The sequence below is a fragment of the Roseibium sediminis genome, from assembly GCF_008711325.1.
GTDB lineage: Bacteria > Pseudomonadota > Alphaproteobacteria > Rhizobiales > Stappiaceae > Roseibium > Roseibium sediminis.
This window is the reverse complement of record NZ_VXDB01000003.1, coordinates 266,169-289,882: the sequence shown is the minus strand read 5'-3', so window position 1 is coordinate 289,882 and position 23,714 is coordinate 266,169. Positions and strand designations below refer to the sequence as shown.

The following is a 23,714-nucleotide window of genomic DNA, read 5'->3' as shown; positions in this document are numbered from 1 at the left end:
ATCGCCGGAAATCAGGACCCAAAACGGACGAGAGCGGCGCAATTGCGCCGCTCTCGGTCCGCTTATTGTGTCTGACGGATCAGATCAGGATGCTTCGGGGGAACCGCCGCGACCGCGGTTGTTCATGAAGCGATCGAATTCTTCCTGATCGCGGGCACGCCGCAGATCACGCAGGAAGTCATCGAATTCATTGCGCATGGCATCAAGGCGCGCACGCTCTTCTTCCAGACGCTTGATTTCCTTTTCACGGTATTCGTCAAAGGCGACATTTCCCGTGCGTGCATAGGCTCCGCTTGCCATTTGATCCACTGCTCCCTTGAAGGGGCTTGCGCGCCACTGGCTTTTGGCATCGCGTGCCATGTCGTGGAACCTGTCACCCCAGAGAATATAGGCCAGCATGGCGAGGCCGAGCGGCCAGAACGCCACGAAACCCAGAACCATCAGACCGATGGTTACCGGGGTCCAGGCCGGTTTGATCGTGCAACTTGCTGACGTTGTCATAGTCCTATCCGTAAGTTGGCATCTACAGGATAGAGGTGGGGGCTCACGGTTTCGTGTTCAAGCATGCGGTGCATAAATTCTGCTTGCAGCTTCCTGCTGCAATGCAAGAAAAAAGCCCCCTCCGGGTGGGAGAGGGCTCTTGTCCATCTGCGGAATTGGCAAGATATCAGGCGACTGTTTCGGACAGCTTGCGCGCCTGTTCCAGCCAGTTGTCGCGGGCCATGCGGCCGCGCAAATCCAGTTTGGCATCAAGAGCTTCGATCTGCTCATCCGCCAACCCGGCAATCTGCCAATAGTGGAAGATCCCAGCCTCATTCAGGGCCTTTTCCAGCTTCGGCCCCACCCCGGCAATGGCCTTCAGATCGTCCGCCACGCCTTGCGGCTTGGCGAGGAGGATTTTTTCGATCGGGTTATGGGCTTCGACTTTTGCGACCGGCGTTTCAGACTTTTCAGACGCGACCTTGGCGACAGGTTTTGCAGTTTTCTGCTGCTTCCTGATCTCGCGATGGGTCCGAATGAAATCGAGAACACGCGGAGCAATTTCGGACCGCCAGCGCGAGCCGTTGAACACGCCGTAATGACCGACACCCGGCTGCAGGTAGTGTACCTTCTTGTCGGCATCCAGTCCGGAGCAAAGCTTGTGGGCTGCCTCGGTCTGGCCGCCACCGGTGATGTCGTCCTTCTCTCCCTCGACGGTCAACAGGGCCGTGCGATGGATCTTGGAACAATCCACCGGCTCATCGCGATGCATCATGACACCGCGCGGCAAGGAATGTTCGATGAAGACGGTCCGTACGGTCTGAAGATAGAATTCTGCGGTCAGATCCATGACGGCCAGATATTCATCATAGAACTCGCGGTGTTTTTCCGCGCTGTCCCCGTCACCCTCAATGAGGTGCTGGAAGAATTCCCGGTGTGCCGAAACGTGACGATCGAGGTTCATGCCCATGAAGCCGGAGAGCTGCAGGAAGCCGGGATAGACATCCCGCATGAAGCCGGGATGAGGGAACGGGACCTTCATGATCACGTTGCTTTCGAACCAGTCCATACCCTTGGAAACCGCGAGGTCGTTGACGGCCGTCGGCTTCACCCGGGTATCGATCGGGCCACCCATCAGGGTCATGGTCGCCGGCACATACGGATCCTTGCGTCCCTCCATCACGGCAACAGCTGCCAGAACCGGAACGGACGGCTGACAAACGCCAATCACATGCGAGTTCGGACCGAGGAAATGCAGCATCTCGACCACGTAATCGATGTAGTCATCGAGGTCGAAGCGACCGTCCTGCATCGGCACCATGCGGGCATCCACCCAGTCGGTGATATAGACCTCGGCATGAGGCAGCAGGGTTTCCACAGTGCCACGCAGCAGAGTTGCGTAGTGACCGGACATGGGAGCCACGACCAGAATTTTCGGGTCGTTGCGGTCCCCCACCGAGCCACGTTCAAAGTGGACCAGATTGCAGAACGGCTTCTTCCAGACAATGCTTTCCGAAACCGGGACTTTCACACCGCCAACCACGGTATCTGTCAGGCCAAATTCCGGCTTGCCATATCGACGTGTGGTGCGTTCCAGAACCTCGCAGCCTGCCGCGACCGAGCGGCCATAGCTGGTGTGGCTCAAGGGATTGAGCGGGTTCTGAAAATAGAGACGGGTCATGTCCGCCGCAGCCCGGATCGGGCCCATGACAGCATGGTTCAGTTCATACAGGTGATAATATGGCACGCGCATTGCTCCTTAGCACCTCTCAGGAACGCTTGCTGACAGCCCGTATCGTTCCAACGACCGGTCAGGAAACGTTTTGCATTGCACCAGAATAGGCAAATGTTCGATTGCACTGCAATACTGCTAATTGACAAAGCGGCACAGATTGTAATTTTGCCACCAGTGATCGACAGTTACTGCAAACTTCTTACGACAGTTGCCCCGTATTTTGAGCAATCTGGTTTTTACATATAAATCAATGAGGTAAAGAAAGAGACAATATCCGCTAACGTCATTTACGCAGCAAGATCAGCAACCACAGCGTCCAGAACCACAAAACCGTCTCGCGTTGCGCGAATTCGGTTTTCCCCCAGCTGTTCCACCATTCCGTGTTCCAGAAGTGCAGTCAATCTCACCGGTTCGATCTTGCGATGAGACAAACGCTCATAGCGAGCCAGGTCAATGCCTTCCGTCAGACGCAATCCCATGAGCAGGAATTCATCGCCTTGTTCCTCTTCGCTCAAGGGAACGTCCTCAACGGCACCATGACCGTGGGCCTCAACATTTTCGAGCCAAGTTTCAGGATGCCGCTCAATGGCGGTTGCCCGTTTGCTGGCTCCAACGGAAATACGGCCATGCGCACCGGGACCAACCCCGACATAGTCCCCATAGCGCCAATAGACCAGATTGTGGCGGCATTCGGCTCCGGGAGCCGCATGGTTGGATACCTCATAGGCGGGAAGTCCCCGCGCTGATGTGATATCCTGTGTCAAAGCATAGAATTCTGCCCCGAGTTCGGGCTCCGGCAACGTAAGCTTGCCCGCATGAAAGAGCGTGTAGAATGGGGTGCCCTGCTCGATGGTCAGCTGGTAAAGCGACAGATGATCCGCCGCCAGATCCAGCGCGCGGGTGAGTTCTTCGCGCCAGTCGTCCAGCGACTGGTCAGGGCGGGCATAGATCAGATCGAATGAAAGACGCGGGAAGGTCTGGCGGGCCGTCTCGATCGCCCTGAGGGCCGTTTCCACGTCATGCAAACGACCAAGCAGCTTCAGGTCGCGATCATGCAGCGACTGAACCCCCAGAGACACCCGATTGACTCCGGCAGCCCGGTAGCCGCGAAAGCGCTCGGCTTCGACACTCGACGGATTTGCCTCCAGCGAGATTTCAGCCTGATCGTCAATGCTCCACAGGGATGAAATCCGGTCCAGAATGCGTTCCACTGTTTGTGGCTTCATGAGCGACGGTGTGCCGCCGCCAAAGAAGATCGATTGGACCCTGTTGCCTTTGGTCTGTTCGGCAAAATGAGCCAGCTCGACCTCGAAGGCCGCCGCATAGCGCTCCTGATCGATCGCCTGATGGCGGACATGGGAATTGAAATCGCAATAGGGGCACTTGGCCGCGCAAAACGGCCAGTGGACGTAGATCCCGAACCCGCCTTCCGGCGATGCCTTGCCCCCGGCTGCCATCATCCCTCCAGACAGGCGCGTGCGAACATCTGGAAAGCGCGGGCGCGGTGGGACAGGGCAGGTTCGGTCCGAGACCAGCCGTGCTTTTCCTCACTCGTCATTTCGCCAAATGTCCGCTCATGTCCATCGGGGCGGAAAATCGGATCGTAGCCGAAGCCCTTTTCCCCGCACGGTGGCCAGACAACCTCGCCTTCCACCTCGCCGCGGAACTGCTCCAGATGACCATCCGGCCACACCAGAGCCAGGACCGCCACAAAAGAACCGCGCCGCTGGTCGGCCGAAACAGCGCCCTTTTCCTGCAGTTTTTCCTCGACGTTCCGCATCGCCATGGCAAAGTCCTTGTCCGGACCTGCCCAGCGCGCAGAATAGATGCCGGGGTCGCCTCCAAGGGCTGCTACGCAAAATCCGCTGTCATCGGCAAGGGACGGCAGACCCGAAGCTTCGGCCGCTGCACGCGCCTTCAGCTCGGCATTGGCCTCGAATGTCGTGCCGGTTTCTTCCGGTTCGGGCAAATCGAGATCGCCTGCGGAAACGACATCGAAGCCGAAAGGCGCAAGAAGCTCGTTGATCTCGCGGATCTTGCCCTTGTTGTGGCTGGCAACGACAAGGCGCCCCGGTTCAAGTTTGCGATGGCTCATCTGCGTTTTTGTCCCTGTCTGCCTCAGAGGATCGACATTTTCTGAAGATCGACGAGACGACCAATGCCCTGTTTGGCAAGAGCCATCAGTTGCGCAAACTCTTCTTCGGAGAACGGCGCCCCTTCGGCTGTTCCCTGAATTTCGACGATACCGCCCGACCCGGTCATGACAAAATTCGCGTCAGTCTCTGCGGTGCTGTCTTCTGCATAGTCGAGGTCGAGAACAGGGGTACCCTCATGGATACCACAGGAAATTGCCGCGATATGATCCTTGAGGACCGGCTTTTTCACCATGTCGCGCGCCTTCATCCACTCGATGCAGTCTCGAAGGGCTACCCAAGCGCCGGTGATTGCAGCCGTACGCGTTCCGCCATCAGCCTGAATGACATCACAGTCAACGGTGATCTGGCACTCGCCCAGCGCTTCCAGATCGACAACAGCGCGCAGGGAGCGACCGATGAGGCGCTGGATTTCCTGGGTCCGGCCCGACTGCTTTCCGGCACTGGCCTCACGGCGCATGCGGTCTCCGGTCGCGCGCGGCAGCATGCCATATTCGGCTGTGACCCAGCCGCGCTGCTGGCCGCGCAACCACGGCGGAACCCGCTCTTCAAGGCTGGCTGTGCACAGGACATGCGTGTCGCCGAACTTGACCAGGCAGGAGCCTTCTGCATGCTTTGATACATTGCGCTCCAGAGTTACGGCGCGGAGTTCGTCATTGGCGCGTTTGGAAGGACGCATATTTTGGTTCCCGATGTTGAGCTGGTCCGGAATAAGGCGCAAAATCGCCAACGTGTGGACTGCGTTGTAGCCTTGCCAGAGGTCCAACGTAAAGCGCCGCTTGCACATGGGGATGAAATTGTCCCTATATCTTGGGCATGTTCGTTGAACCGACGGAGTTTCCAAAGGTGAGCCTTGTAGACCTCGACAAGAGATCGCGGGAAATTTTCAGATCCATTGTGGAAAGCTACCTGACAACGGGGGAGCCCGTGGGATCGCGAAACGTGTCCCGCAGTCTCGGTGTTTCATTGTCTCCCGCATCGGTCCGAAACGTGATGGCTGATCTGGAGCATATGGGGCTCCTGCATTCTCCCCACACCAGTGCCGGGCGGTTGCCAACAGAAATCGGACTCCGCTTCTTCATCGATTCGCTTCTGGAGATCGGGGATCTTTCACAGGACGAAAGGCGGCAGATCGAACTGCAGGTACATGCCTCCACGCGCGCAAATTCCGTCGAACAGGTGCTGACCGAAGCCAGCCAGATGCTGTCCGGCCTGTCTGCCGGCGCAGGTGTTGTTCTGACGCACAAGTCGGACATGCGCCTCAAACACATTGAATTCGTCCGCATTGAACCGCTGCGGGCGCTGGCCATTCTTGTCGGTGAGGATGGCAGCGTGGAAAACCGGGTGGTCGACCTTCCTGCCGGATTGCCCTCGTCGGCTCTGGTTGAGGCGGGAAACTATCTGAATGCCCATCTTAAGGGTCGAACGATACCTGAAGTGCGGGCGGAGCTGGAAAAGGTGAAGGCCGCTGGCGAAGCGGAACTGGACCAGCTCAGCCGAAAAGTGATCGATGCCGGCCTTGCGGTCTGGAGTGGAAACAATAGCGAAGAGGCCGGAACCCTCATCGTGCGCGGTCAGTCCAACCTTTTGACGGATGTCGGCGCGGTTGAGGATCTGGAACGCATTCGCCTTCTCTTTGATGACCTTGAGAACAAGCGCGATCTCATCCAGCTGCTTGGCCTTGCCGAAAAGGGCGACGGAGTTCGGATTTTCATCGGATCGGAAAACAACCTGTTTTCCCTGTCCGGTTCCTCGCTGGTTGTCTCGCCTTATCGGGACCGGGATCAGCGCATCATCGGCGTTCTGGGCGTGATTGGACCAACCCGGCTCAACTATGCCCGCGTTATTCCCATGGTGGATTATACAGCGCGCATGGTCAGCAAGATCCTCGGGTGATAAGAGAGCTGACAGACCAACACGACCAACGGAATACAGATGCTGTCACCTGCCGAACTGGAACGCTATGCCCGCCATATCATCATGCAGGATATCGGCGGGGCTGGTCAGCAAAAGCTGAAACAGGCCCGTGTTCTTGTTGTGGGGGCAGGTGGCCTGGGTGCGCCAGTGTTGCAGTACCTTGCCGCTGCCGGTGTCGGAACACTTGGAATTGTCGACGACGACACCGTGTCGTTGTCGAACCTGCAGCGGCAGGTGATCCATGGCACGGATCAGCTGAGCGAACCCAAGGTGGCCAGTGCCGCGGAAGCAATTGCCCGGCTCAATCCGAATGTTCACGTCGAGCCACACCCGACCCGCATCGCCGGGCATAACGCCATGGCCCTTGTTTCCAATTATGACCTGGTGGTCGACGGGTCGGACAATTTCGACACGCGCTATCTTTTGTCTGATGCCTGCTTCTTTGCCAAGAAACCTTTGGTGACCGCGGCCGTTGGTCAATTCGATGGCTCGATCACCACCTTGCGCCCCTTCGAAAACCGCGAGGACGGCACGCCCAATCCGACCTACAGATGCCTGTTTCCGCAAAAGCCCAAGGCAGGTCTGCTTCCAACCTGTGCCGAAGCGGGTGTCCTCGGCGCCCTGACAGGCATCATCGGAACAATGCAGGCCATGGAAGTCATCAAGGAGATCGTCGGCTTCGGCGACCGCCTGACAGGGCGACTGATCCTTTTTGACGCAAAGAGCTTTCGGATGGAGATAATCCGCTACAAACACTCTGCCAAAAATCCCCTGTCCGGGGACGAGCCACGATCCTGGCCTCAGATGCTGGAATTACAATAGCTCGCCACGTCTCGTTTCAGCGAACCATTGATACCTGAACCCGACCTCATTTCGGCAACCCTTGCCGCGTCAATGCATCGTAGATAACCCAAAGTATATGTCGGCAGCCTGATCGACCCTTACCCTATTGAAATTTTTGCTGATTTCCTCCGTTTTTCTGACTATCAGATAGCACCTAATGCGTGAAATCCCATACGTCATATTACCAATTTTTCTATCTGTGATTGTTTTATTAACTCCTCATATACTTTTGAGTGTTGATGTATTCACATAACAAATAATATAAAAAGTATAAATATAAAAACTATTAAAACTATAAATCTTGATGGTTTGACGTATTTATACTTCAAAACTGTAAAATTGAAGAGAATAGCCAAATAATATTGGCGATTTTCTTTTCGTTTGGAAAATTTTCCTTAGCCGCTGAACACAGCGGCAAGTACTTCTGGAGATTGCCATGTGGAACCGAATGTCTGTTCGCGCGAAAATTCCGACCGCCATTCTTGGCTGCGTCTTTCTGGTCGGCATCGGTATCGGCACGAGCAGCTACCTGACCGCATCAAATGAAATCACCCGTATGACGGAGGAACGGCTGAATGCGGCCTCCCAGAACCGCTCCCGCGAGTTGGGTGACTATCTGAATTCAATCGAGAAAGATCTTGCGTTCGTCTCCGAACTGCCTTCCACCGTGGCAGCACTGGAGGCGTTCAATGCCGCTTTTTCCACCCTTGGGTCAGATGCAACGAACGCACTCAAAACAGCCTATATCCGAAACAATCCGAACCCCTTGGGAGAAAAGCACAAGCTCGACTTTGCCCAGACAGGTTCTGGCTATGATCTGGTGCACAAGGCACACCACCCGCGGTTCCGCAAATTGCTGAGTGATCAGGGCTACTATGACATCTTCCTGTTCAACGCCAACGGGGATCTCGTTTACACGGTGTTCAAGGAAGAAGACTTTGCCACCAATTTTTCCGCAGACGGTCAATGGGCTGCAACTGACCTTGGAAAGGCTTACAGGGCGGCTCGCGACGGCCAACCGGGAGCCGTGCATTTCTTCGATTTCAAGCCCTACGCACCAAGCCATGATGTTCCGGCAAGCTTCATCTCAACGCCCGTCATGGACAATGGCACGCTTGCAGGTGTTCTCGTTTATCAAATGCCCATCGACAATCTGAATGCGGTCATGGCGCGCAAAACAGGACTTGGTGAAACCGGCGAAACACTGATCCTTGGTGACGACGGTTTCCTGCGCAACGACTCCGCCCATACAGAGCAAAACGATATCCTCGTTGCCAGCCTGCCGCGCGAGACGATGATTCAGGCCGTTTCTTCGGGAACCCATCTTTTCCAGATGGAGACCTGGCGCGACATGCAGATGGTTGGGGTTGCCAGTCAACTGGAGTTCGGCGGAACCCACTGGACGCTGCTGACACTGCAGAGCGCGGATGAAGCCTATTCCGCCCTGCAAAGCCTGCGCCTGACCATGATCGGCTCCGCGGCCGCCTTCCTGTTGATTGCATCCGTATTCGGCTGGTTGCTCGCCCGCTCGCTGACAAATCCACTCGGCGTTCTGGTCAAGAACATCAAGGCTCTGGTGGACGGCAAGCTCGATATCGAAATCAGCGACATCAAGCGGCAAGATGAAATTGGTGACATGGAACAGGCGTTGAAGGTGTTCCGCGAAAACGCCATCGCCCGCGCGAGCATGGAGGCCCAATCCGCAGATCGGGCGACACGGGCAATCGAGACCCGTCGTCAGATGAATGACGTTGTGGCGACATTCCGCAGACAGGTACAGGCCATTCAGGAACAGCTAAACACCCAAACCAGCGAGATGTCACATATCGCGAGCCAGATGGTGCAGATCACCCAGGTCGCGACAGGGGCCAGCGAAAGCGCCATCAAGGCGAGCGAGACCTCCGACCACAGTGTGCAGGCCTCCGCTTCGGCTGCCGAGGAACTGCGGGTTTCAATCGAGGAAATCAGCCGTCACGCAGATCAGGCCCTGAAGATCTCCGGGGAAGCGTCAAATGTCGCCGATCGGACCAACGCAGATGTGACCGCCTTGACCAATGCTGCGGACAAGATCGGAGAAGTGATCAACATGATCCGCGAGATTGCCGAGCAGACCAATCTTCTCGCTCTCAATGCAACCATTGAGGCGGCCCGCGCCGGAGATGCCGGCAAGGGATTTGCCGTGGTTGCTGCGGAGGTGAAGGAGCTTTCAAACCAGACCGCGCATGCGACCAACGAAATCTCGTCGCAGGTGGCGGAAGTCCAGACCTCGACCGCACAGGCAGTGGAGGCCATTCGCCTGATCAGTGAGCATATCGGCTCTGTTCGTCAGGTCACCTCGTCGATCGCGGCAGCTGTCGAGGAGCAGGGGGCTGCAACCGGGGAAATCAGCCGCGCCATGATCATTGCAGCAGAAGGAAGTTCCAACGCGTCGGACAGCGTCAACCAGCTGAGATCAAACATCAAGCAAACGCAGGAAAATTCGCAGACGGTCCAGAATGCCTCGACAACTCTCGCCCAGGTCGGAGCGGAGCTGACGGCAGCGGTCGAGAGTTTCCTGTCGGCAGATGTCTGGCAACAGGGTGACGACCAAAATCAGGATGGCGGACCAAGACTGGCTGCCTGAGGCCGGAAAGGGCGGCGCCACAACGGTGCCGCCTTTTTTCCCTGCCGGTGTCTCGAACCCGTCCCGTCTTATCTCAGACTGGCTTGACCGAGGGTAACCGAATACTGTTTGCACCAGATCAGCACGTGGGACGCGCCCTTGTAACCCTTGGGTTTTTTGATGCTGAAGGACTGGGCACCACTATTTTTCTTCAGCAGGCTGAACAGCGCGATTGGCCTGCGGGTTCCGTTGGCGAGTGCAACGTATGGGTCAGGTGCACCGTCAAAAGAGAAGTCCTTGCCCAATGTCACGGTAATCGTGTCGCCGGTTTCCTTCACGACTACGCTGCCTGAAGTAACGTGGCGATTTACTCCCTTGAAGGATCCGCGCACTGTTTGTGATGACGCCGAACGTGCCTTTTCGCTCGCGCCGGGCCGGACCCATTCGGCAAGGGCTGGTTGAACTGCAAGCGCTGCAATCAGTGTCAGGAAAAGGAATAGCTTTTTCACACGAGTGTCCTCCGTAAGTTACGCATGGACACTTGCAGTCGCTTTCGATCCGAAACAAGTCTGTCTCCGCTTTGGTGCGGACACATTTTTTGACGGGTTCGTGATCGGAAACAAGAAAGGGCCGCAAACGAGTGGTTTGCAGCCCTTCTGTACGAATAGCCGGAAAGCTTAGTTCGGCTTCTGCTCTGCGGCGGCTGCCTGCTGCGCCATGTTCTGGCGATAGAGCTGAGCGAAATCGATCGGATCGAGCAGCAGCGGCGGGAACCCACCATTGCGCGTTGCTTCCGCGAGAATGTTGCGGGCGAACGGGAAGATCATCCGCGGGCATTCGATCATGACGAACGGATGCATGTGCTCGTTCGGCACGCCAGTGATGCGGAAGAGGCCAGCATAAACCAGCTCCACATTGAACATCACCATGTCCGGGCGCTGGGCCTTTGCATTCAGCGTCAGAGTAACCTCGAACTGGCCTTCTCCGAGCTGCTGGGCACCGACATTGACGTTGATATCCAGCTTCGGCTGCTCACCCTGTTGCAGGGAGCGCGGAGCGTTCGGGTTTTCAAAAGACAGATCCTTGATGTACTGGCCAAGGATGTGCATTCCCGGTGCTGCGGTTTCGCCGCCTGCCTGCGCCGTTGCGCCACTGTCATTCGTGTCAGTCATCGTGTCCCATTTCGTTTCGCGGTCCCATGTCGGGCGATCGGGCTTGTTTCGAGCGCCCCAAGTCGGCGGCCCGCTGACACCGCACAACCTGATGTGACGAGGTGGCTAGCATTAAGTGGCAACTTGTACAAGACAATCTGCCTTGCCAGCGGTTTCATAGGGGTCCAAAACTACCGATATGTTGCAAAGAACACTGCCAAATGCCTATCTCGCCAGTCGCCGGTTGAAACTGGACACGCTGGTCCGCCTGCGCTGGCTTGCCGTTGCCGGCCAGACCTCCGCCCTGCTTGTCGTCAATATCGGGCTGGGGTATCCGCTTCCCGTCGGGCTGACATTTTCGCTCGTCGCCCTTTCTGCCTGGCTGAATGTCATCCTGAAAATACGCTATCCGTCGGCTCTGCGCCTGTCGGAGAGAGCGGCCTCGCTGCAGCTGGCCTATGACATCATCCAGATGAGCGGACTGCTGTTTCTCACCGGCGGCCTTGGCAACCCCTTTGCGTTTCTGCTTTTGGCACCTGTCATGGTTTCGGCGACCGCTCTGTCTGCGCAAAAGACGGTCGCTTTGGGGATATTGGCAACAATATCCGCCAGCTTTCTGGCCATGTACCATTTGCCACTCCCATGGCCAGAAGGCACGGAATACCACCTCCATCCGGTCTATTCCGTTGGCGTCTGGATCGCGCTGGTGTCCTCGCTCGGCTTCATGGCGGCCTATGCCTTCCGGGTTGCCGAAGAAGGCAGACAGCTCGCCGATGCCCTGGCGGCGACCGAACTGGTGCTTGCCCGTGAGCAGCACCTCAATGCGCTTGACGGCCTCGCTACGGCCGCAGCGCATGAACTGGGAACTCCCCTTGCCACCATCTATCTGGCGGCCAAGGAACTGACCGACGAGTTCGAGCAGGATGACCCACGCGGTGAAGATGTTGCCCTCATTTACTCGCAGGCCGAACGCTGCCGAAGCATTCTCAGGCAATTGACTTCCCTTTCCAGCGATCAGGACCACACCTATCAGCGCATGCCCGTTTCGCAGTTGATCGAGGAAGTCATCGATCCCCATCGCGGTCCGGACGTGACAATTGCCGTCCATACATCCGGGGACGGTCCGGAACCCGTGGGCTCGCGGAACACGGCCATTCGATACGGACTTGGCAACATCGTTGAAAACGCGGCCGACTTTGCCCGCGAAACAGTCACCGTCAGCGCAGTTTGGGATGAAAAGAACGTTGCCATTTCGATCATGGACGATGGACCAGGCTTTTCCCCGGAGGTGCTGGCCAAGATTGGAGACCCCTATATTTCCAACCGGGGCGGCAAACAGTCGCAAAGCCATTCCGGGGGCCTCGGCCTGGGGTTCTTCATTGCCAAGACCCTTCTGGAACGGACCGGAGCCAAGGTTTCCCTGCAGAACCGCCCAAGCCCCGAAAGAGGGGCTCATGTGCGGGTCACATGGCCGCGCTCGGCAATAGAAAGGGGCAACATGGTGGACGAAACGGACGATCCCGCCATATAAGGTAAGCAGAACCACTCAGATTGCGGTCAATTTGCCAGCACAAGTGTCGGCAATGTCCGCGTCCGACACGTAAATCGGAACAAATGCATGACTGATGCGACCGCCGCTCTTGGTGAATTTGAAGACAAGAGCCTTTTGATTGTTGACGATGACAAACCGTTTCAACAAAGACTCGCGCGCGCCATGGAAAAACGTGGTTTTACGGTCGATACCGCTGATGGTGTTCGTGAGGCTGTCGCCAAACTTTCCAGCACATCGCCGGCCTTCGCTGTCGTGGACATGCGCCTTGAGGACGGGAACGGTCTGGATGTCATCGACACGATCCGCCAGAGGCGCCCCGAATGCCGGGCCGTCATCCTGACCGGATACGGCAACATCGCCACGGCCGTGACCGCAGTCAAACTCGGCGCAGTCGATTACCTGTCCAAACCGGCAGACCCTGACGACATCATTGCCGCGCTGGCCCGCAAGCCGGAAGACAAGGCTCCACCGCCGGAAAATCCGATGTCCGCGGACCGGGTGAGATGGGAGCACATCCAGCGGGTTTTCGAACTGTGCGACCGAAATGTTTCGGAAACGGCAAGACGCCTCAACATGCATCGTCGAACCCTGCAACGAATTCTGGCTAAAAGAGCCCCACGTTAACCTCCGGTCTTGCCCTTTCTTTGCCATCATGCGCATTTACTGCGTCAAATCACGTATAGGGCAACGTCGGGAGCAGGTTCAGTATGTCAGGCAATAAAGGGGTCGCGACGTCGGCATGGCGTCTCTTGATGGTCGCACCCTTGACACTTGCAGCGCTTTCTCCGGCAACCCCTTCCCTTGCCCAGACACCGCCGGAAACCATACGGATCAACGTCCTTCCCGCCTCGCCGAGCATCCGTTCGGTTCTGATCGACAAGAAGTATCGACCGATCATCAACCGCGACAAGGACGGCGTGATCATCGATACGCTCGGCAGCAGCGGAACCACCCCGCCTTGCGACGTCAAACTTGAAGTCACGCTTGAAAACAGCCGCGTTCTGCATCGTGACGCCCATCTTTGCAGCGGTGACACGCTCGTGGTGGATGTCGAACTGGATGGCAAGCCGGGCCAGGCCCGTGTCATTCAGGGAACGGGCGGAACCGTACCCTCGACAAAAGCACCCGCGACTCAGAAAACCCAAACAGTTACAAGCACCCCGACCACGCCCTCAAAGTCAACTGAAGCCCAGCAAAAGTCCGGGCTGGAGGCGGTCTCCCCCTCCACGGACTCGCCCTTGAAGCCGCTGGAACCGGTCAACACCCCGATCGATGCTCCGGCCACCACGACAACAGCTGCCCTTGACCCTCAAGCAGCTCAGCCAGCTGGGGTCATTTCCGGATTTTTGGGTACGACACCGAGCGATGCCCGAACATGGAAGGTTGAGACGGGATCAGCGCCGGGTGCCCCATCCACTCTCGTTCACGAAGGTGGCGGTGCAAATGATGCTGACTTTCTTGCCCGCTGTGACACACAGAGCGGCGTTGCGACCATAACGTTGAGACGAACGTCCGCTGCCATCTCTGCAGGTCTTTCCCATCCGGTGCGCATTGGGACGGATACTTTTTCCGCGACCCATTATGCCATCGGCTCTTCGGCGAATAATTTTCAGAACGCCTCCTTCCCGGAAGTCGAACTGCCGATGACAGACCCGCTCTGGCAGGGGCTGATCAAGGATTCAGTCGTCAATGTTGCCGTTGATGGTCTTCCGCCCTATTCGATTTCCCTGAAGGGCAGCGCTTCACCGGTCCGCCTGTTCGTAGCTGCCTGCTCCGAAGCACAGGTCATCGTTGGCGAAGAACAAAATGGTGTTGGCGGGGCCGACGGCTCGACATTGAGCGATCGCTCCTGTTCAGAAGTTGGCAGAGTGGTTTCGGCACAAGCCGACAGACCCGGCCAGATTATCTTCCGCAACAGCTCCAACAGCGCCATCGAAGTTCATTGGGTAGATTATTACGGCGGTGAGCGGCCCTATGCCCGCCTGGAACCGGGTCAGATCCTCGAGCAACAGACCTACGTGTCCCACGCCTGGATCGTTCGCGGCGCAGGTGGGCAGTGCCGGGGTATCTATGTCAGCAACACGCCGTATCGCGAAGTGGTGATACAAGATGGCGGCGGTGCCTCTACCAACAATGACTGGATCGCAACCGGCAACCCGCTGCCACCGGCAGATGTCGGCCCTCAGGGCGGCCAGACCTTCTCGGCGGCCCGCACGGTTGCAGACTATCTTTGCACCGCAGGAGTGGACCTCAACGTCGTTTATGCCGATGACGGCAGCTCGGCGACCATTGCCGAAATGGGCTACGGGGTCGTGACACTTCGAAATCTCGGTGCCGCTGGCGGTTTCAATTACAGCGGTGACGGGCACAGTCTGAAGGGCCAGGTCAACAATCTGACCTGGTCGCGCCCCGGACTGCGCGAGGTATTTTGCGCCCGCCGCTAAATCCTGCCGCAGCCGTCAATTTTCACGGTGCCTGATCGCTGGCAATGACTTTGCCGACCGTTGCCCGTTTGCGGGTGAGGCGTTCCGACAATGGCTTACCGTTGAATTTCTCGCTGCAATATTGAGACTCAATACAACTGAGATATACTTGCACTGACATATATTACCATCAGCACAATAAATTCATTGCTGTTTTTCTCTTTTATTTACTTGGCTCGAAATATCAAAGTTTAATACTGACGTAACTGATATAGGCATAATCAGCCCTCTGATCACCTTCTGGGGGCAAATGATGACCTATAAGAACTGGCCTTTATCGTGGAAGATATGCCTTCCCATCGCGACTATACTTATTTTTACGGTTGCTCTTTCTTTCGTAAGCCTGAACAAGTTGCATGTTTCCATGCATGGAGAGCGGTTGAATCAGATCAAGCATGTTTCAGACAGTGCAAAATCGATCGCCGAGCATTTCCACGCCTTGGAGAAGGCCGGTAAACTGACGACGGACGCAGCCAAAAAAGCTGCGCTCGAGGCGATAGGGGCCATCCGATATGAAGACGGGAACTATGTTTATGTTCTCGATTATGACGGTACTGTCATTGCGCATGCCAAGGCTGAGATCGTAGGCAAATCCCTGCTGGGCGCGAAAGATCCTAATGGCGTGGAGTCCATCAAGGCCCTGGTGGAGAAAGCCCGCACCAACAGTGAAACGGCAATCGAATATATGTGGCCGCGCGCAGGGGACAGTGCACCGGTAGAAAAACACGGCTGGGGCAGTAACTTTGCTCCTTGGGGGTGGGTGATCGGTACCGGGGTCTATGTCGATGATATCCACGAAGCCTATATGGAAGAGGCGTATATTCTGCTTCTTCTCACCGTCCTTGGCACGGCTGCCGCGCTGACCGTTGCCTTTTTTGCAGTCCGCAGCACGGTGTCTCCGCTACGTTCCTTTGCATCAAACATGGATTCCCTTGCGAACGGGGATCTGGACATTCATCTGCCCGAAGACGATCGCCACGACGAAATCGGAAAAATGGCCACGGCCATGAAGGTGTTTCTTGCCAACGAGGTGAAACGCCGCGAATTGGAAAGCCAGCAGCAGGCGCATCACGAGAGCGACCTCATGAAGGCGAACCATATCCGTCAACTGGGTGCCGATTTTGATCTCCAGATCGTCAACCTGGTCTCCGAGTTCGAGGCGTCCGTTGCAGCGCTTCGTCAGGCCTCCAGTGAAATGGCACGGGGCGCGGAGAATACAAACGCCGAAAGCAACATGGTTGCCGATGCTTCCCTGCAGGCTTCCGGCAATGTGGACACGGTGGCAGCCGCTGCCGAGGAACTGTCGTCTTCCGTCAACGAGATTGGCCGACAGGTCCAGTCGTCCAGCGAAATCGCTGCCCAGGCGACGGACGAAGCACGTTCCACCAGCGAACGCATGGCGAGCCTGTCACAGGCTGCAGAACGCATCGGGGAAGTGGTCACGTTGATCCAGACGATTGCCGAACAGACCAATCTTCTGGCGCTCAACGCCACCATTGAAGCAGCGCGAGCCGGGGAAGCAGGCAAGGGTTTTGCGGTCGTCGCTGCGGAAGTGAAGGAGCTTGCGACCCAAACGTCAAAGGCAACGGAAGAGATTTCAAGCCAGATCACTGCGATCCAGAGCGAAACCCGTGACACGGTTCAGGCTATTTCCTCGGTGGAAGCGATCGTCGACCAGATGAACGAGATCGCCCGTTCCATCGCCAATTCGGTCGAGGAGCAAAAGCAGGCCACTCACGAGATCGCCCAGAATGCGACCCTTGCCTCGCAGGGAACCGGGCAGGTGACATCGCGCATCAAGTCGGTATCCACCTGTACGGAGGAAACCCAGCGCTCTGCGCGTGATCTCAACGATTCTGCGCAGCATCTGCAGGAGATCGTGGACACGCTGAAGGCGCAGGTTCATCACTTCAGCGATGAAATCCGGGCAACATCGGCCGCTTGATCAGCAAGCACAAAAAGGCCAGCGACCAGTAGGCTTCGATCGGCTGAAAGGTCGCTGGCCTCAACCTTTCTAGAGCACGTCTCGCATTCACTGAATCACTCGACGTGCTCTAAATATTTGATTTGGCGCATTTCCTGACGGCGAACCGGTATCCACTTCGCCTGGAAATGCTCTAGATTTTCCGGAGAGCCACCTTCGAAATTTTGTGGCTCTTGTCCTTTGTCAGGATCAGATCCGCCCGCGGACGCGTCGGGAAAATGTTTTCGCGCAAATTCACCAGGTTGATATCCCGCCAGATACGCAGCGCGGTTTCCAGCGCTTCTTCGTCATTGATGCGCGAATAGCGGTGGAAGTAGGAGCTCGGATCCCGGAATGCTGTCTCGCGCAGGCGCATGAAGCGCTCCACATACCAGTCTTCCAGAAGCTGCTCGTCTGCATCGATATAGACGGAGAAGTCGAAGAAGTCAGAGACAAACGGGACCGCGCGCCCATCCTTGGGCAGCTCCCGCGTCTGCAGGACATTCAAGCCTTCCACGATCAGGATGTCGGGCTTGTCGACCGTCACCGAATGGCCGGGCATCACATCATAGTAGAAGTGGGAATAGACCGGGGCGCGAACGTTCCGTTTGCCGGCCTTGATGTCGGACAGGAACTTCAACAGGCTCGGCCTGTCAAAGCTTTCCGGAAAGCCCTTCTTTCCCATGAGGCCTTCACGCTCCAGCACCGCGTTGGGGTGCAAGAACCCGTCGGTGGTCACAAGATCAACCTTGGGGCTGGCTGGCCAGCGGGCCAAGAGTTCTCTCAACACGCGCGATGTGGTCGACTTCCCGACGGAAACCGAACCTGCAACCCCGATGATAAACGGGATTTTACTGTCCCTGGTGCCGAGGAATTGCTGGGTCGCGGTATGCAGTCCGAAGGTGGATTCGGCATAAAAAGCCAGAAGCCGGGAGAGCGGCAGATAGATCTTTTCCACCTGCTCGATGGACATCGGGTCATTGAGCCCCTGCAGTTGCGTGACCTCTGCCTCGGTCAGCGTCATCGGCGTGTCCGCCCTCAGGCGCGCCCATTGCTTCTCGTCGAAGACCCGATAGGGCGACAGGTCCATTTCCTGTTTCACAAGGACTTTTTGATCCATGGCAGCGTCAACCCCGTCGCCCCAATCGCCTGCGCCGCCTAGTTGGCCGGACGCTGCGCCTTTTCTTCCAAACCGGTCTGTGCTGTCCGGCGTTCAAGTTCGCTCATGACGTCGCTCAAGGGCACACCGGATGCCTTCAGGACAACAAGCAGATGATACAGGACATCGGCCGCTTCACCGGTCAGGTCTTGCTTGTCACCCTGAACCGCCGCAATCGCTGCCTCGACGGCCTCCTCACCCAGTTTCTGCGCGCATTTGGCAACGCCCTTGCCCATCAATTTGCGGGTATAGGACTTTTCGTCATCGCTTTCCGCGCGCCGGGCGATAATGGCGTCGAGATCCGACAGTGTGAAGATCGTCATTGGTCGAGTACGCCCTGTTGGACAGCCGGATCAGGGATCCAGACGGACTTCAAGGCCCGCTTGCTGCATGTGTTTCTTGGTTTCCTGAATGGAATATTCGCCAAAGTGGAAGATCGACGCTGCAAGCACCGCGGTCGCGTGGCCGTCGCGGATGCCTTCCACCATATGGTCCAGCGTGCCGACACCGCCCGAAGCGATGACCGGAACGGTGACCGCATCGGCGATGGCGCGGGTGAGCGCGAGATTGTAGCCCGACTTCGTGCCGTCCCGGTCCATGGAGGTCACCAGAAGCTCGCCGGCGCCAAGCTCCACCACCTTTTTTGCAAACTCGATGGCATCAATACCGGTGGCGTTGCGTCCACCGTGGGTGAAGATCTCGAACTTGTCCGGCTCTCCCGGCGCATTCACCTGCTTGGCGTCAATGGAGACAACAATGCACTGGGAGCCGAATTTTTCCGCGGCGTCGCGCACGAAATCCGGATTGTTCACGGCAGCCGTGTTGATCGAAACCTTGTCTGCACCCGAGAGGAGCAGCTTGCGGATGTCCTCGACACTTCGCACACCGCCGCCAACGGTCACTGGCATGAAGCAGGCCTCTGCCGTGCGCCGCACTACGTCATAGATCGTGTCGCGGCCTTCATGGCTTGCCGTGATATCGAGAAAGCAAAGTTCGTCTGCACCTGCCGCGTCATAGGCCTTGGCGGCCTCGACCGGGTCTCCGGCATCCACCAGATCGACGAAATTGACGCCCTTGACCACACGGCCATCCTTGACGTCCAGGCAGGGAATGATACGCGCCTTCAAGGTCATGATGCAGCCTTTCGTGCAGCCAGGATCAGGTCCATGGCTTCGGCAGGGTCCAGACGCCCATCATAAAGCGCCCGACCGGAAATGGCACCTTCCAGAATGGCGCAATCAGGCTCCAGAAGGCGCTTGATGTCGTCGATCGACGCCAAGCCACCAGATGCAATGACCGGAATGGCAACCGAATTGGCAAGTTCCAGCGTGGAGGGGATATTGAGACCCTTCAGCACGCCGTCTCTGTCGATGTCGGTGTAGATGATCGCCGAAACGCCAGCGTCCTCGAACTTCTTCGCCAAATCGATGGCGGTCAGTTCCGAGGTCTCAGCCCAGCCTTCAACGGCGACATAACCGCCCTTTGCATCGATGCCGACCGCGACCTTGCCCGGAAAGGCACGGCAGGCTTCCTTCACGAGGTTCGGGTCGCGAACCGCCACCGTTCCAAGGATCACACGGGAGATCCCCTTGTCGAGCCAGTTCTCGATATGCTGGAGCGTCCGAATACCGCCGCCCAGCTGAACCGGGTTCTTCGTCGACGCCAGAATGGCCTCCACGGCCGCGCCATTGACGCTTTCGCCCGCAAAGGCGCCGTTCAGGTCAACCACATGCAGCCATTCGAATCCCTGATCCTCGAAGGCCTTTGCCTGCGCGCCAGGATCGTCGTTGAAGACCGTGGCCTGCTCCATGTCGCCTAGCTTGAGGCGAACGCACTGGCCGTCCTTGAGATCAATTGCCGGAAAAAGGATCATTGTCTTGCTTTTCTTCTCAAGGGGTCCAGTCAAGGAAATTGGCGATCAGGGCCAGACCCAGATGCTGGCTCTTTTCCGGGTGGAACTGGGTGCCGACCATGTTGTCCTTTGCAACCATGGCCGTGAATGTCCCGCCATAATCAAAGCTTGCGAGGCGATCGGCATCCTTCGTGGTCGCAAAGTGATAGGAGTGGACGAAATAGGCGTGCAGTCCGTTGGCGCCGGTTTCAATCCCCTTCAGGACCGGGTGCGCCGGATTGGACACGTTGATCGTGTTCCAGCCCATATGCGGGATCTTGAGCGAGGGGTCTGACAGCTTCATGGCTGTCACATCGCCCTCAATCCAGCCAAGGCCTTCACTCGTCTCAAACTCCAGACCGCGTTCAGCCATCAGCTGCATGCCGACGCAAATGCCCATGAACGGGCGTGCCTTGCTATGCACGGCTTCCTCAAGTGCTTCCGCCATGCCCTCAACGGCCCAGAGGCCGCGCTTGCAGTCCGCGAAGGCACCGACGCCGGGCAACACGATCCTGTCCGCCTTCAGAACCTGATCCGGATCGGACGTGACGAGAATGTCAGGCGACGTTGCGTGGGCACGGGCCGCACGTTCAAACGCCTTTGCGGCCGAGCGCAGGTTGCCCGACCCGTAGTCAATGATTGTGATTGTCATCTATGCGTCTCCGGCCTCAGGGTCAGGCCGATAACCTGTTCTGTTCCCACGCGGGGAATGATCGGATTGGATTTCGGTTTTGCCGAGGGGCCATCACTGGTCGCTGCAGGAGCAGGCAAGGCTCCGGAAAAGGCAAGACGCAAGATGCGCGCTTCGGCTTCCTCTGCATTGGCTGCAACGACATGACCGATCACGGTCCAGCCCTTGCGTTCCAAAGACCAGCGGCGCAGGTTCTGAGCTTCAAAGCCTATTGCTACGGAAATGACCAGAGTCATGATGGTTGGGGCAACGCCGCCGATCTGGATGGCCAAAAGCTCAAGGCCGACTGTCACCGCCAGATAACCAAGCACGAACAGCCACATGCGATGATAGGCAAACCACAGGAGCGAAAACGCAAAAGCCCAGAAGCTGAACTGGTCCGGCACCAGAACGAGCCGGTCCGCATCGGCTTCTGTCCGGATGCGGCCACCGGCTTCAGGTGGTGCCAAGGCTATGTAAGTCGTCATCGCACTAGCCGCCCAGCTGGCCCTTGGTCGTCGGAATCCGGTCTGCCTGTCGCGGATCAATCTCCACGGCCTTGCGCAATGTGCGGGCAACGGCCTTGAAACAGGTTTCCGCGATATGGTGACAGTTTGACCCATAGAGGTTGGCAATGTGAAGGGTAATTCCGGCATTCATCGCAAAGGCGCGGAAAAACTCCTCGAACAATTCGGTGTCGAACTCACCGACCTTGTCGCGGTCGAATGTCACGTCCCAGACGAGGAACGGCCGCCCGGACACATCCAGAGCGCAGCGCGTCAGCGCCTCGTCCATCGCCAGATGCGTGTCGCCATAGCGGGTGATGCCTGCCATGTCGCCCAGCGCCTCGCGCAGGGCCTGACCGAGGGCAATCCCCGTGTCCTCGACCGTGTGGTGGAAATCGATATGCGTGTCGCCTTCCGTACGGATCTTGATGTCGATAAGGGAATGTCGGGCCAGCTGGTCAAGCATATGGTCGAAGAAGCCGACACCGGTCTGGATGTCATAGGCGCCGGTGCCGTCCAGGTTTACCTCGACAGAGATCCGGGTTTCCTTCGTGTTCCGCTTAACGGATGCTGTCCGCATGCCAAAATTCCTTCCGTAGCCTTGCCGATCCCAACCATGCGTAGTTCATGCAAGCGGCGGTGTTGTAGCAGGCCGGTCGGTTATTGGGAATAGGCCGCAGGGTCAATGAGTTCTGACAGATAACCGAAACAGTTTGGCTGGCACTTGGGCCGAGGCTTTGATATGTCGACTTGGTTCTCTCAGAAAAAAGGTTCTTCCCATGCCCAGCAGTCGTTTTGCGCCGACCTCTGCCATAGATCGGCTTGTTCTGCCGCTCGACGTTCCGACGGTTGATGCAGCCCGTGAACTGGTTGCCGCCACGCGCGGAACCGTTGGCGTCTACAAGATCGGCATGGAGCTGCAATTTGCCGGTGGACTTGAGTTCGCCCGCGAGTTGGCAGGCGAGGGGCACAAGATCTTTCTCGATGTCAAACTGCACGACATCGACAACACGATCACGCAGGCCGTGCGCAACGTCGCCAGAATGGGCATGACCTTCATGACGATCCATGCCTATCCGAAAACCATGCGGGCTGCCGTCAAGGCGATCACCGAGGACAAGGTGGAGAGCCTCTGCGTGCTCGGCGTTACGGTTCTCACATCCATGAGCGAGGGCGACCTTGTGGAAGCAGGATACAAGGGGCCGATTTCGAACGTGGTCGAGGCACGGGCACGAGATGCACGAGCCTGTGGCATGGGCGGGATCGTCTGCGCGGCAACAGAGGCATCTGCCATGCACAAGGTGCTGGGCGGCGAGCTTGTGATCGTAACCCCGGGTATTCGCCCGGCAGGAAGCGCTGCCGGGGATCAGCAACGGATTATGACGCCTGCAGATGCGATCAAGGCGGGCAGCGACTATCTGGTTGTCGGCAGACCCATTTCAAAGGCCGATGACCCCCGCAAGGCTGCGGAGGCCGTCGTGCGCGAAATCGAGGCAGCGCTTTAAGGCGCTACCCTCTTTTTGAATGTTGGCGCGGTCAGGCGACTGCGCCATTGCCCGCATCGCGAGAGCGCAGAACCATTCCGAAAAGATCGCGCGGATCATCCGGGTCTGCCAGAAGGTCGAGCTTTTCGAAATACCCGGTCTTTGGCAGGAGATCGCGGACGAAACGCAGGGCCGAGAAGTCCTCGATCGCGAAACCAACGCTGTCAAAGAGGGTGATCTGCTCGTCGGACGTGCGGCCTGCCGCCTTGCCCGCATAAACCTGCCAGAGCTCGGTCACCGGATGATCTTCGGAGAGCTGCTGGATTTCACCTTCGATGAAGGTCTGTTCCGGGTATTCGACGAAAATGTCCGAGCGCAGCAGGATATCCTTGTGCAGCTCGGTCTTGCCCGGGCAGTCTCCGCCAATGGCGTTGATGTGAACGCCAGAGCCAACCATGTTGTCGGTCAGGATGGTCGCGTATTTCTTGTCCGCCGTAACGGTCGTGATGATCTGCGCGCCTTCAATTGCATCTTCCGGCGTCTTGCAGATGGTGATGTTCAGACCGGAATTCGCCAGATTGCGCGCTAGGCGAATGCTTGCCTCCGGGTCAATGTCATAGGCGCGGATTTCAGTGATGCCGACCATCGACTTGAAGGCCAGGCACTGGAAGTCCGACTGGGCGCCATTGCCGATGATTGCCATCGTCTTTGAGCCCTTGGGCGCAAGATATTTGGCAGCCAATGCCGAGTTCGCCGCCGTGCGCAGGGCGGTCAGAATGGTCATTTCCGTGAACAGGACAGGATAACCGGTCGACAGTTCGGACAAGACGCCAAAGCCGGTTACGGTCTGGCGGCCTTCCTTGGTGTTGTCCGGGTGACCGTTGACATATTTGAAACCGAAGGTCTCGCCGTCATCCGTCGGCATCAGCTCGATGACGCCCTGCGGCGCATGAGCGGGAATGCGCGGCTTCTTGTCGAAGCTTTCCCAACGCAGAAAATCTTCCTCGATGTATTTCGCGATCCCGACCATGAACTCCTCCACACCGTAGGAATTCAGGTTTTTCATCATGTTTTCTACGCTGACGAAAGGAACATACGCCAGCTCAGACGGCAGTTTACCCATAA

At 57.4% G+C, this 23,714-nt stretch carries 23 protein-coding genes; 8 read left to right on the top strand and 15 right to left on the bottom strand.

The genetic code is table 11. The features are described 5' to 3' along the window. Positions 1-84: 84 nt before the first annotated feature. From F0155_RS04835 to rph, 5 genes are all read right to left on the bottom strand, one after another. Positions 85-501 (bottom strand): DUF2852 domain-containing protein, encoded by a 417-nt coding sequence (locus F0155_RS04835; protein WP_150523341.1) that lies wholly within the window; start codon positions 499-501, stop codon positions 85-87. Between the two features lie 166 nt (positions 502-667). Next, a complete protein-coding gene (phaZ, locus tag F0155_RS04830) occupies positions 668-2,227 on the bottom strand; it encodes a polyhydroxyalkanoate depolymerase (protein WP_150523340.1) in 1,560 nt (519 codons plus the stop codon). 275 nt (positions 2,228-2,502) lie between these two features. Next, positions 2,503-3,672, bottom strand: coding sequence for a radical SAM family heme chaperone HemW (hemW, locus tag F0155_RS04825; RefSeq protein WP_192913751.1), 1,170 nt, complete (start codon positions 3,670-3,672; stop codon positions 2,503-2,505). Next, positions 3,672-4,310, bottom strand: coding sequence for an RdgB/HAM1 family non-canonical purine NTP pyrophosphatase (rdgB, locus tag F0155_RS04820; RefSeq protein ID WP_150523338.1), 639 nt, complete (start codon positions 4,308-4,310; stop codon positions 3,672-3,674). Before rdgB ends, hemW begins: the two co-directional genes overlap by 1 nt. A gap of 23 nt (positions 4,311-4,333) precedes the next feature. Next, entirely contained in the window at positions 4,334-5,047 is a 714-nt protein-coding gene (gene rph, locus F0155_RS04815) for a ribonuclease PH (protein WP_150523337.1), read from the bottom strand. A 137-nt stretch (positions 5,048-5,184) separates the two neighbouring features. Here rph and hrcA point away from each other — a divergent pair, with 137 nt between their 5' ends. The 3 genes from hrcA to F0155_RS04800 all read left to right on the top strand — a co-directional run bounded on the left by hrcA (position 5,185) and on the right by F0155_RS04800 (position 9,751). Further along, positions 5,185-6,264: a heat-inducible transcriptional repressor HrcA gene (hrcA, locus tag F0155_RS04810; RefSeq protein WP_150523336.1), complete on the top strand. Its 1,080-nt coding sequence runs from the start codon at positions 5,185-5,187 to the stop codon at positions 6,262-6,264. A gap of 39 nt (positions 6,265-6,303) precedes the next feature. Continuing rightward, positions 6,304-7,107 (top strand): HesA/MoeB/ThiF family protein, encoded by an 804-nt coding sequence (locus F0155_RS04805; RefSeq protein WP_150523335.1) that lies wholly within the window; start codon positions 6,304-6,306, stop codon positions 7,105-7,107. A gap of 457 nt (positions 7,108-7,564) precedes the next feature. Beyond that, entirely contained in the window at positions 7,565-9,751 is a 2,187-nt protein-coding gene (locus F0155_RS04800; protein ID WP_150523334.1) for a methyl-accepting chemotaxis protein, read from the top strand. A gap of 68 nt (positions 9,752-9,819) precedes the next feature. Here F0155_RS04800 and F0155_RS04795 read toward each other — a convergent pair whose 3' ends face one another. Together F0155_RS04795 and secB are read right to left on the bottom strand one after the other, a co-directional pair. Beyond that, complete coding sequence (locus tag F0155_RS04795) at positions 9,820-10,239, bottom strand: DM13 domain-containing protein (RefSeq protein WP_150523333.1); 420 nt, start codon at positions 10,237-10,239, stop codon at positions 9,820-9,822. Positions 10,240-10,407: 168 nt separating this feature from the next. Further along, complete coding sequence (gene secB / locus F0155_RS04790; RefSeq protein ID WP_150523332.1) at positions 10,408-10,902, bottom strand: protein-export chaperone SecB; 495 nt, start codon at positions 10,900-10,902, stop codon at positions 10,408-10,410. A gap of 178 nt (positions 10,903-11,080) precedes the next feature. Here secB and F0155_RS04785 point away from each other — a divergent pair, with 178 nt between their 5' ends. The 4 genes from F0155_RS04785 (at position 11,081) to F0155_RS04770 (ending at position 16,861) form a co-directional block, all read left to right on the top strand. After that, positions 11,081-12,412 (top strand): ActS/PrrB/RegB family redox-sensitive histidine kinase, encoded by a 1,332-nt coding sequence (locus F0155_RS04785; protein WP_150523331.1) that lies wholly within the window; start codon positions 11,081-11,083, stop codon positions 12,410-12,412. Between the two features lie 87 nt (positions 12,413-12,499). After that, entirely contained in the window at positions 12,500-13,057 is a 558-nt protein-coding gene (locus tag F0155_RS04780) for an ActR/PrrA/RegA family redox response regulator transcription factor (RefSeq protein WP_150523330.1), read from the top strand. Positions 13,058-13,140: 83 nt separating this feature from the next. Continuing rightward, entirely contained in the window at positions 13,141-14,877 is a 1,737-nt protein-coding gene (locus tag F0155_RS04775) for a VHL beta domain-containing protein (RefSeq protein ID WP_150523329.1), read from the top strand. A 418-nt stretch (positions 14,878-15,295) separates the two neighbouring features. Continuing rightward, the gene (locus F0155_RS04770) at positions 15,296-16,861 is read left to right on the top strand and encodes a methyl-accepting chemotaxis protein (protein ID WP_208999128.1); all 1,566 of its coding nucleotides are present in this window, start codon (positions 15,296-15,298) and stop codon (positions 16,859-16,861) included. A 172-nt stretch (positions 16,862-17,033) separates the two neighbouring features. On the opposite strand, the gene coaA is transcribed toward F0155_RS04770, so the two are convergent. From coaA to hisB, 7 genes are read right to left on the bottom strand one after another with little or no spacing between them, the layout of a single operon-like run. Continuing rightward, positions 17,034-17,999, bottom strand: a complete 966-nt coding sequence (coaA, locus tag F0155_RS04765) for a type I pantothenate kinase (protein WP_150523327.1) — start codon at positions 17,997-17,999, stop codon at positions 17,034-17,036. Positions 18,000-18,037: 38 nt separating this feature from the next. After that, a complete protein-coding gene (locus tag F0155_RS04760; RefSeq protein ID WP_150523326.1) occupies positions 18,038-18,361 on the bottom strand; it encodes a phosphoribosyl-ATP diphosphatase in 324 nt (107 codons plus the stop codon). 30 nt (positions 18,362-18,391) lie between these two features. Continuing rightward, positions 18,392-19,171 carry an imidazole glycerol phosphate synthase subunit HisF gene (gene hisF, locus F0155_RS04755; RefSeq protein WP_150523325.1) on the bottom strand — a complete coding sequence of 260 codons (780 nt, stop codon included), beginning with the start codon at positions 19,169-19,171 and terminating at the stop codon, positions 18,392-18,394. Then, positions 19,168-19,911, bottom strand: coding sequence for a 1-(5-phosphoribosyl)-5-[(5-phosphoribosylamino)methylideneamino]imidazole-4-carboxamide isomerase (hisA, locus tag F0155_RS04750; RefSeq protein WP_150523324.1), 744 nt, complete (start codon positions 19,909-19,911; stop codon positions 19,168-19,170). Before hisA ends, hisF begins: the two co-directional genes overlap by 4 nt. A 16-nt stretch (positions 19,912-19,927) precedes the next feature. Continuing rightward, positions 19,928-20,581: an imidazole glycerol phosphate synthase subunit HisH gene (hisH, locus tag F0155_RS04745; protein ID WP_150523323.1), complete on the bottom strand. Its 654-nt coding sequence runs from the start codon at positions 20,579-20,581 to the stop codon at positions 19,928-19,930. Further along, positions 20,578-21,087, bottom strand: coding sequence for a DUF2628 domain-containing protein (locus F0155_RS04740; protein WP_150523322.1), 510 nt, complete (start codon positions 21,085-21,087; stop codon positions 20,578-20,580). Before F0155_RS04740 ends, hisH begins: the two co-directional genes overlap by 4 nt. A 4-nt stretch (positions 21,088-21,091) precedes the next feature. Beyond that, positions 21,092-21,685, bottom strand: coding sequence for an imidazoleglycerol-phosphate dehydratase HisB (gene hisB / locus F0155_RS04735; protein ID WP_150523321.1), 594 nt, complete (start codon positions 21,683-21,685; stop codon positions 21,092-21,094). 199 nt (positions 21,686-21,884) lie between these two features. Between hisB and pyrF the strand changes: the two genes are divergently transcribed. After that, the gene (gene pyrF, locus F0155_RS04730; protein WP_150523320.1) at positions 21,885-22,610 is read left to right on the top strand and encodes an orotidine-5'-phosphate decarboxylase; all 726 of its coding nucleotides are present in this window, start codon (positions 21,885-21,887) and stop codon (positions 22,608-22,610) included. 31 nt (positions 22,611-22,641) lie between these two features. On the opposite strand, the gene F0155_RS04725 is transcribed toward pyrF, so the two are convergent. After that, positions 22,642-23,712 (bottom strand): ornithine cyclodeaminase, encoded by a 1,071-nt coding sequence (locus F0155_RS04725; protein WP_150523319.1) that lies wholly within the window; start codon positions 23,710-23,712, stop codon positions 22,642-22,644. Positions 23,713-23,714: the final 2 nt, after the last annotated feature.

Bases quoted from the DNA above. Each gene is read 5' to 3' on its own strand.
- F0155_RS04780 (WP_150523330.1), top strand. From the start codon at position 12,500: ATGACTGATGCGACCGCCGCTCTTGGTGAATTTGAAGACAAGAGCCTT.
- F0155_RS04835 (WP_150523341.1), bottom strand. From the start codon at position 501: ATGACAACGTCAGCAAGTTGCACGATCAAACCGGCCTGGACCCCGGTA.
- F0155_RS04760 (WP_150523326.1), bottom strand. From the start codon at position 18,361: ATGACGATCTTCACACTGTCGGATCTCGACGCCATTATCGCCCGGCGC.
- F0155_RS04775 (WP_150523329.1), top strand. From the start codon at position 13,141: ATGTCAGGCAATAAAGGGGTCGCGACGTCGGCATGGCGTCTCTTGATG.
- hrcA (WP_150523336.1), top strand. From the start codon at position 5,185: ATGTTCGTTGAACCGACGGAGTTTCCAAAGGTGAGCCTTGTAGACCTC.
- hisA (WP_150523324.1), bottom strand. From the start codon at position 19,911: ATGATCCTTTTTCCGGCAATTGATCTCAAGGACGGCCAGTGCGTTCGC.
- secB (WP_150523332.1), bottom strand. From the start codon at position 10,902: ATGACTGACACGAATGACAGTGGCGCAACGGCGCAGGCAGGCGGCGAA.
- F0155_RS04740 (WP_150523322.1), bottom strand. From the start codon at position 21,087: ATGACGACTTACATAGCCTTGGCACCACCTGAAGCCGGTGGCCGCATC.
- F0155_RS04725 (WP_150523319.1), bottom strand. From the start codon at position 23,712: ATGGGTAAACTGCCGTCTGAGCTGGCGTATGTTCCTTTCGTCAGCGTA.
- hemW (WP_192913751.1), bottom strand. From the start codon at position 3,672: ATGGCAGCCGGGGGCAAGGCATCGCCGGAAGGCGGGTTCGGGATCTAC.
- hisB (WP_150523321.1), bottom strand. From the start codon at position 21,685: ATGCGGACAGCATCCGTTAAGCGGAACACGAAGGAAACCCGGATCTCT.
- rph (WP_150523337.1), bottom strand. From the start codon at position 5,047: ATGCGTCCTTCCAAACGCGCCAATGACGAACTCCGCGCCGTAACTCTG.
- F0155_RS04800 (WP_150523334.1), top strand. From the start codon at position 7,565: ATGTGGAACCGAATGTCTGTTCGCGCGAAAATTCCGACCGCCATTCTT.
- pyrF (WP_150523320.1), top strand. From the start codon at position 21,885: ATGCCCAGCAGTCGTTTTGCGCCGACCTCTGCCATAGATCGGCTTGTT.
- hisF (WP_150523325.1), bottom strand. From the start codon at position 19,171: ATGACCTTGAAGGCGCGTATCATTCCCTGCCTGGACGTCAAGGATGGC.
- rdgB (WP_150523338.1), bottom strand. From the start codon at position 4,310: ATGAGCCATCGCAAACTTGAACCGGGGCGCCTTGTCGTTGCCAGCCAC.
- hisH (WP_150523323.1), bottom strand. From the start codon at position 20,581: ATGACAATCACAATCATTGACTACGGGTCGGGCAACCTGCGCTCGGCC.
- F0155_RS04785 (WP_150523331.1), top strand. From the start codon at position 11,081: ATGTTGCAAAGAACACTGCCAAATGCCTATCTCGCCAGTCGCCGGTTG.
- F0155_RS04805 (WP_150523335.1), top strand. From the start codon at position 6,304: ATGCTGTCACCTGCCGAACTGGAACGCTATGCCCGCCATATCATCATG.
- coaA (WP_150523327.1), bottom strand. From the start codon at position 17,999: ATGGATCAAAAAGTCCTTGTGAAACAGGAAATGGACCTGTCGCCCTAT.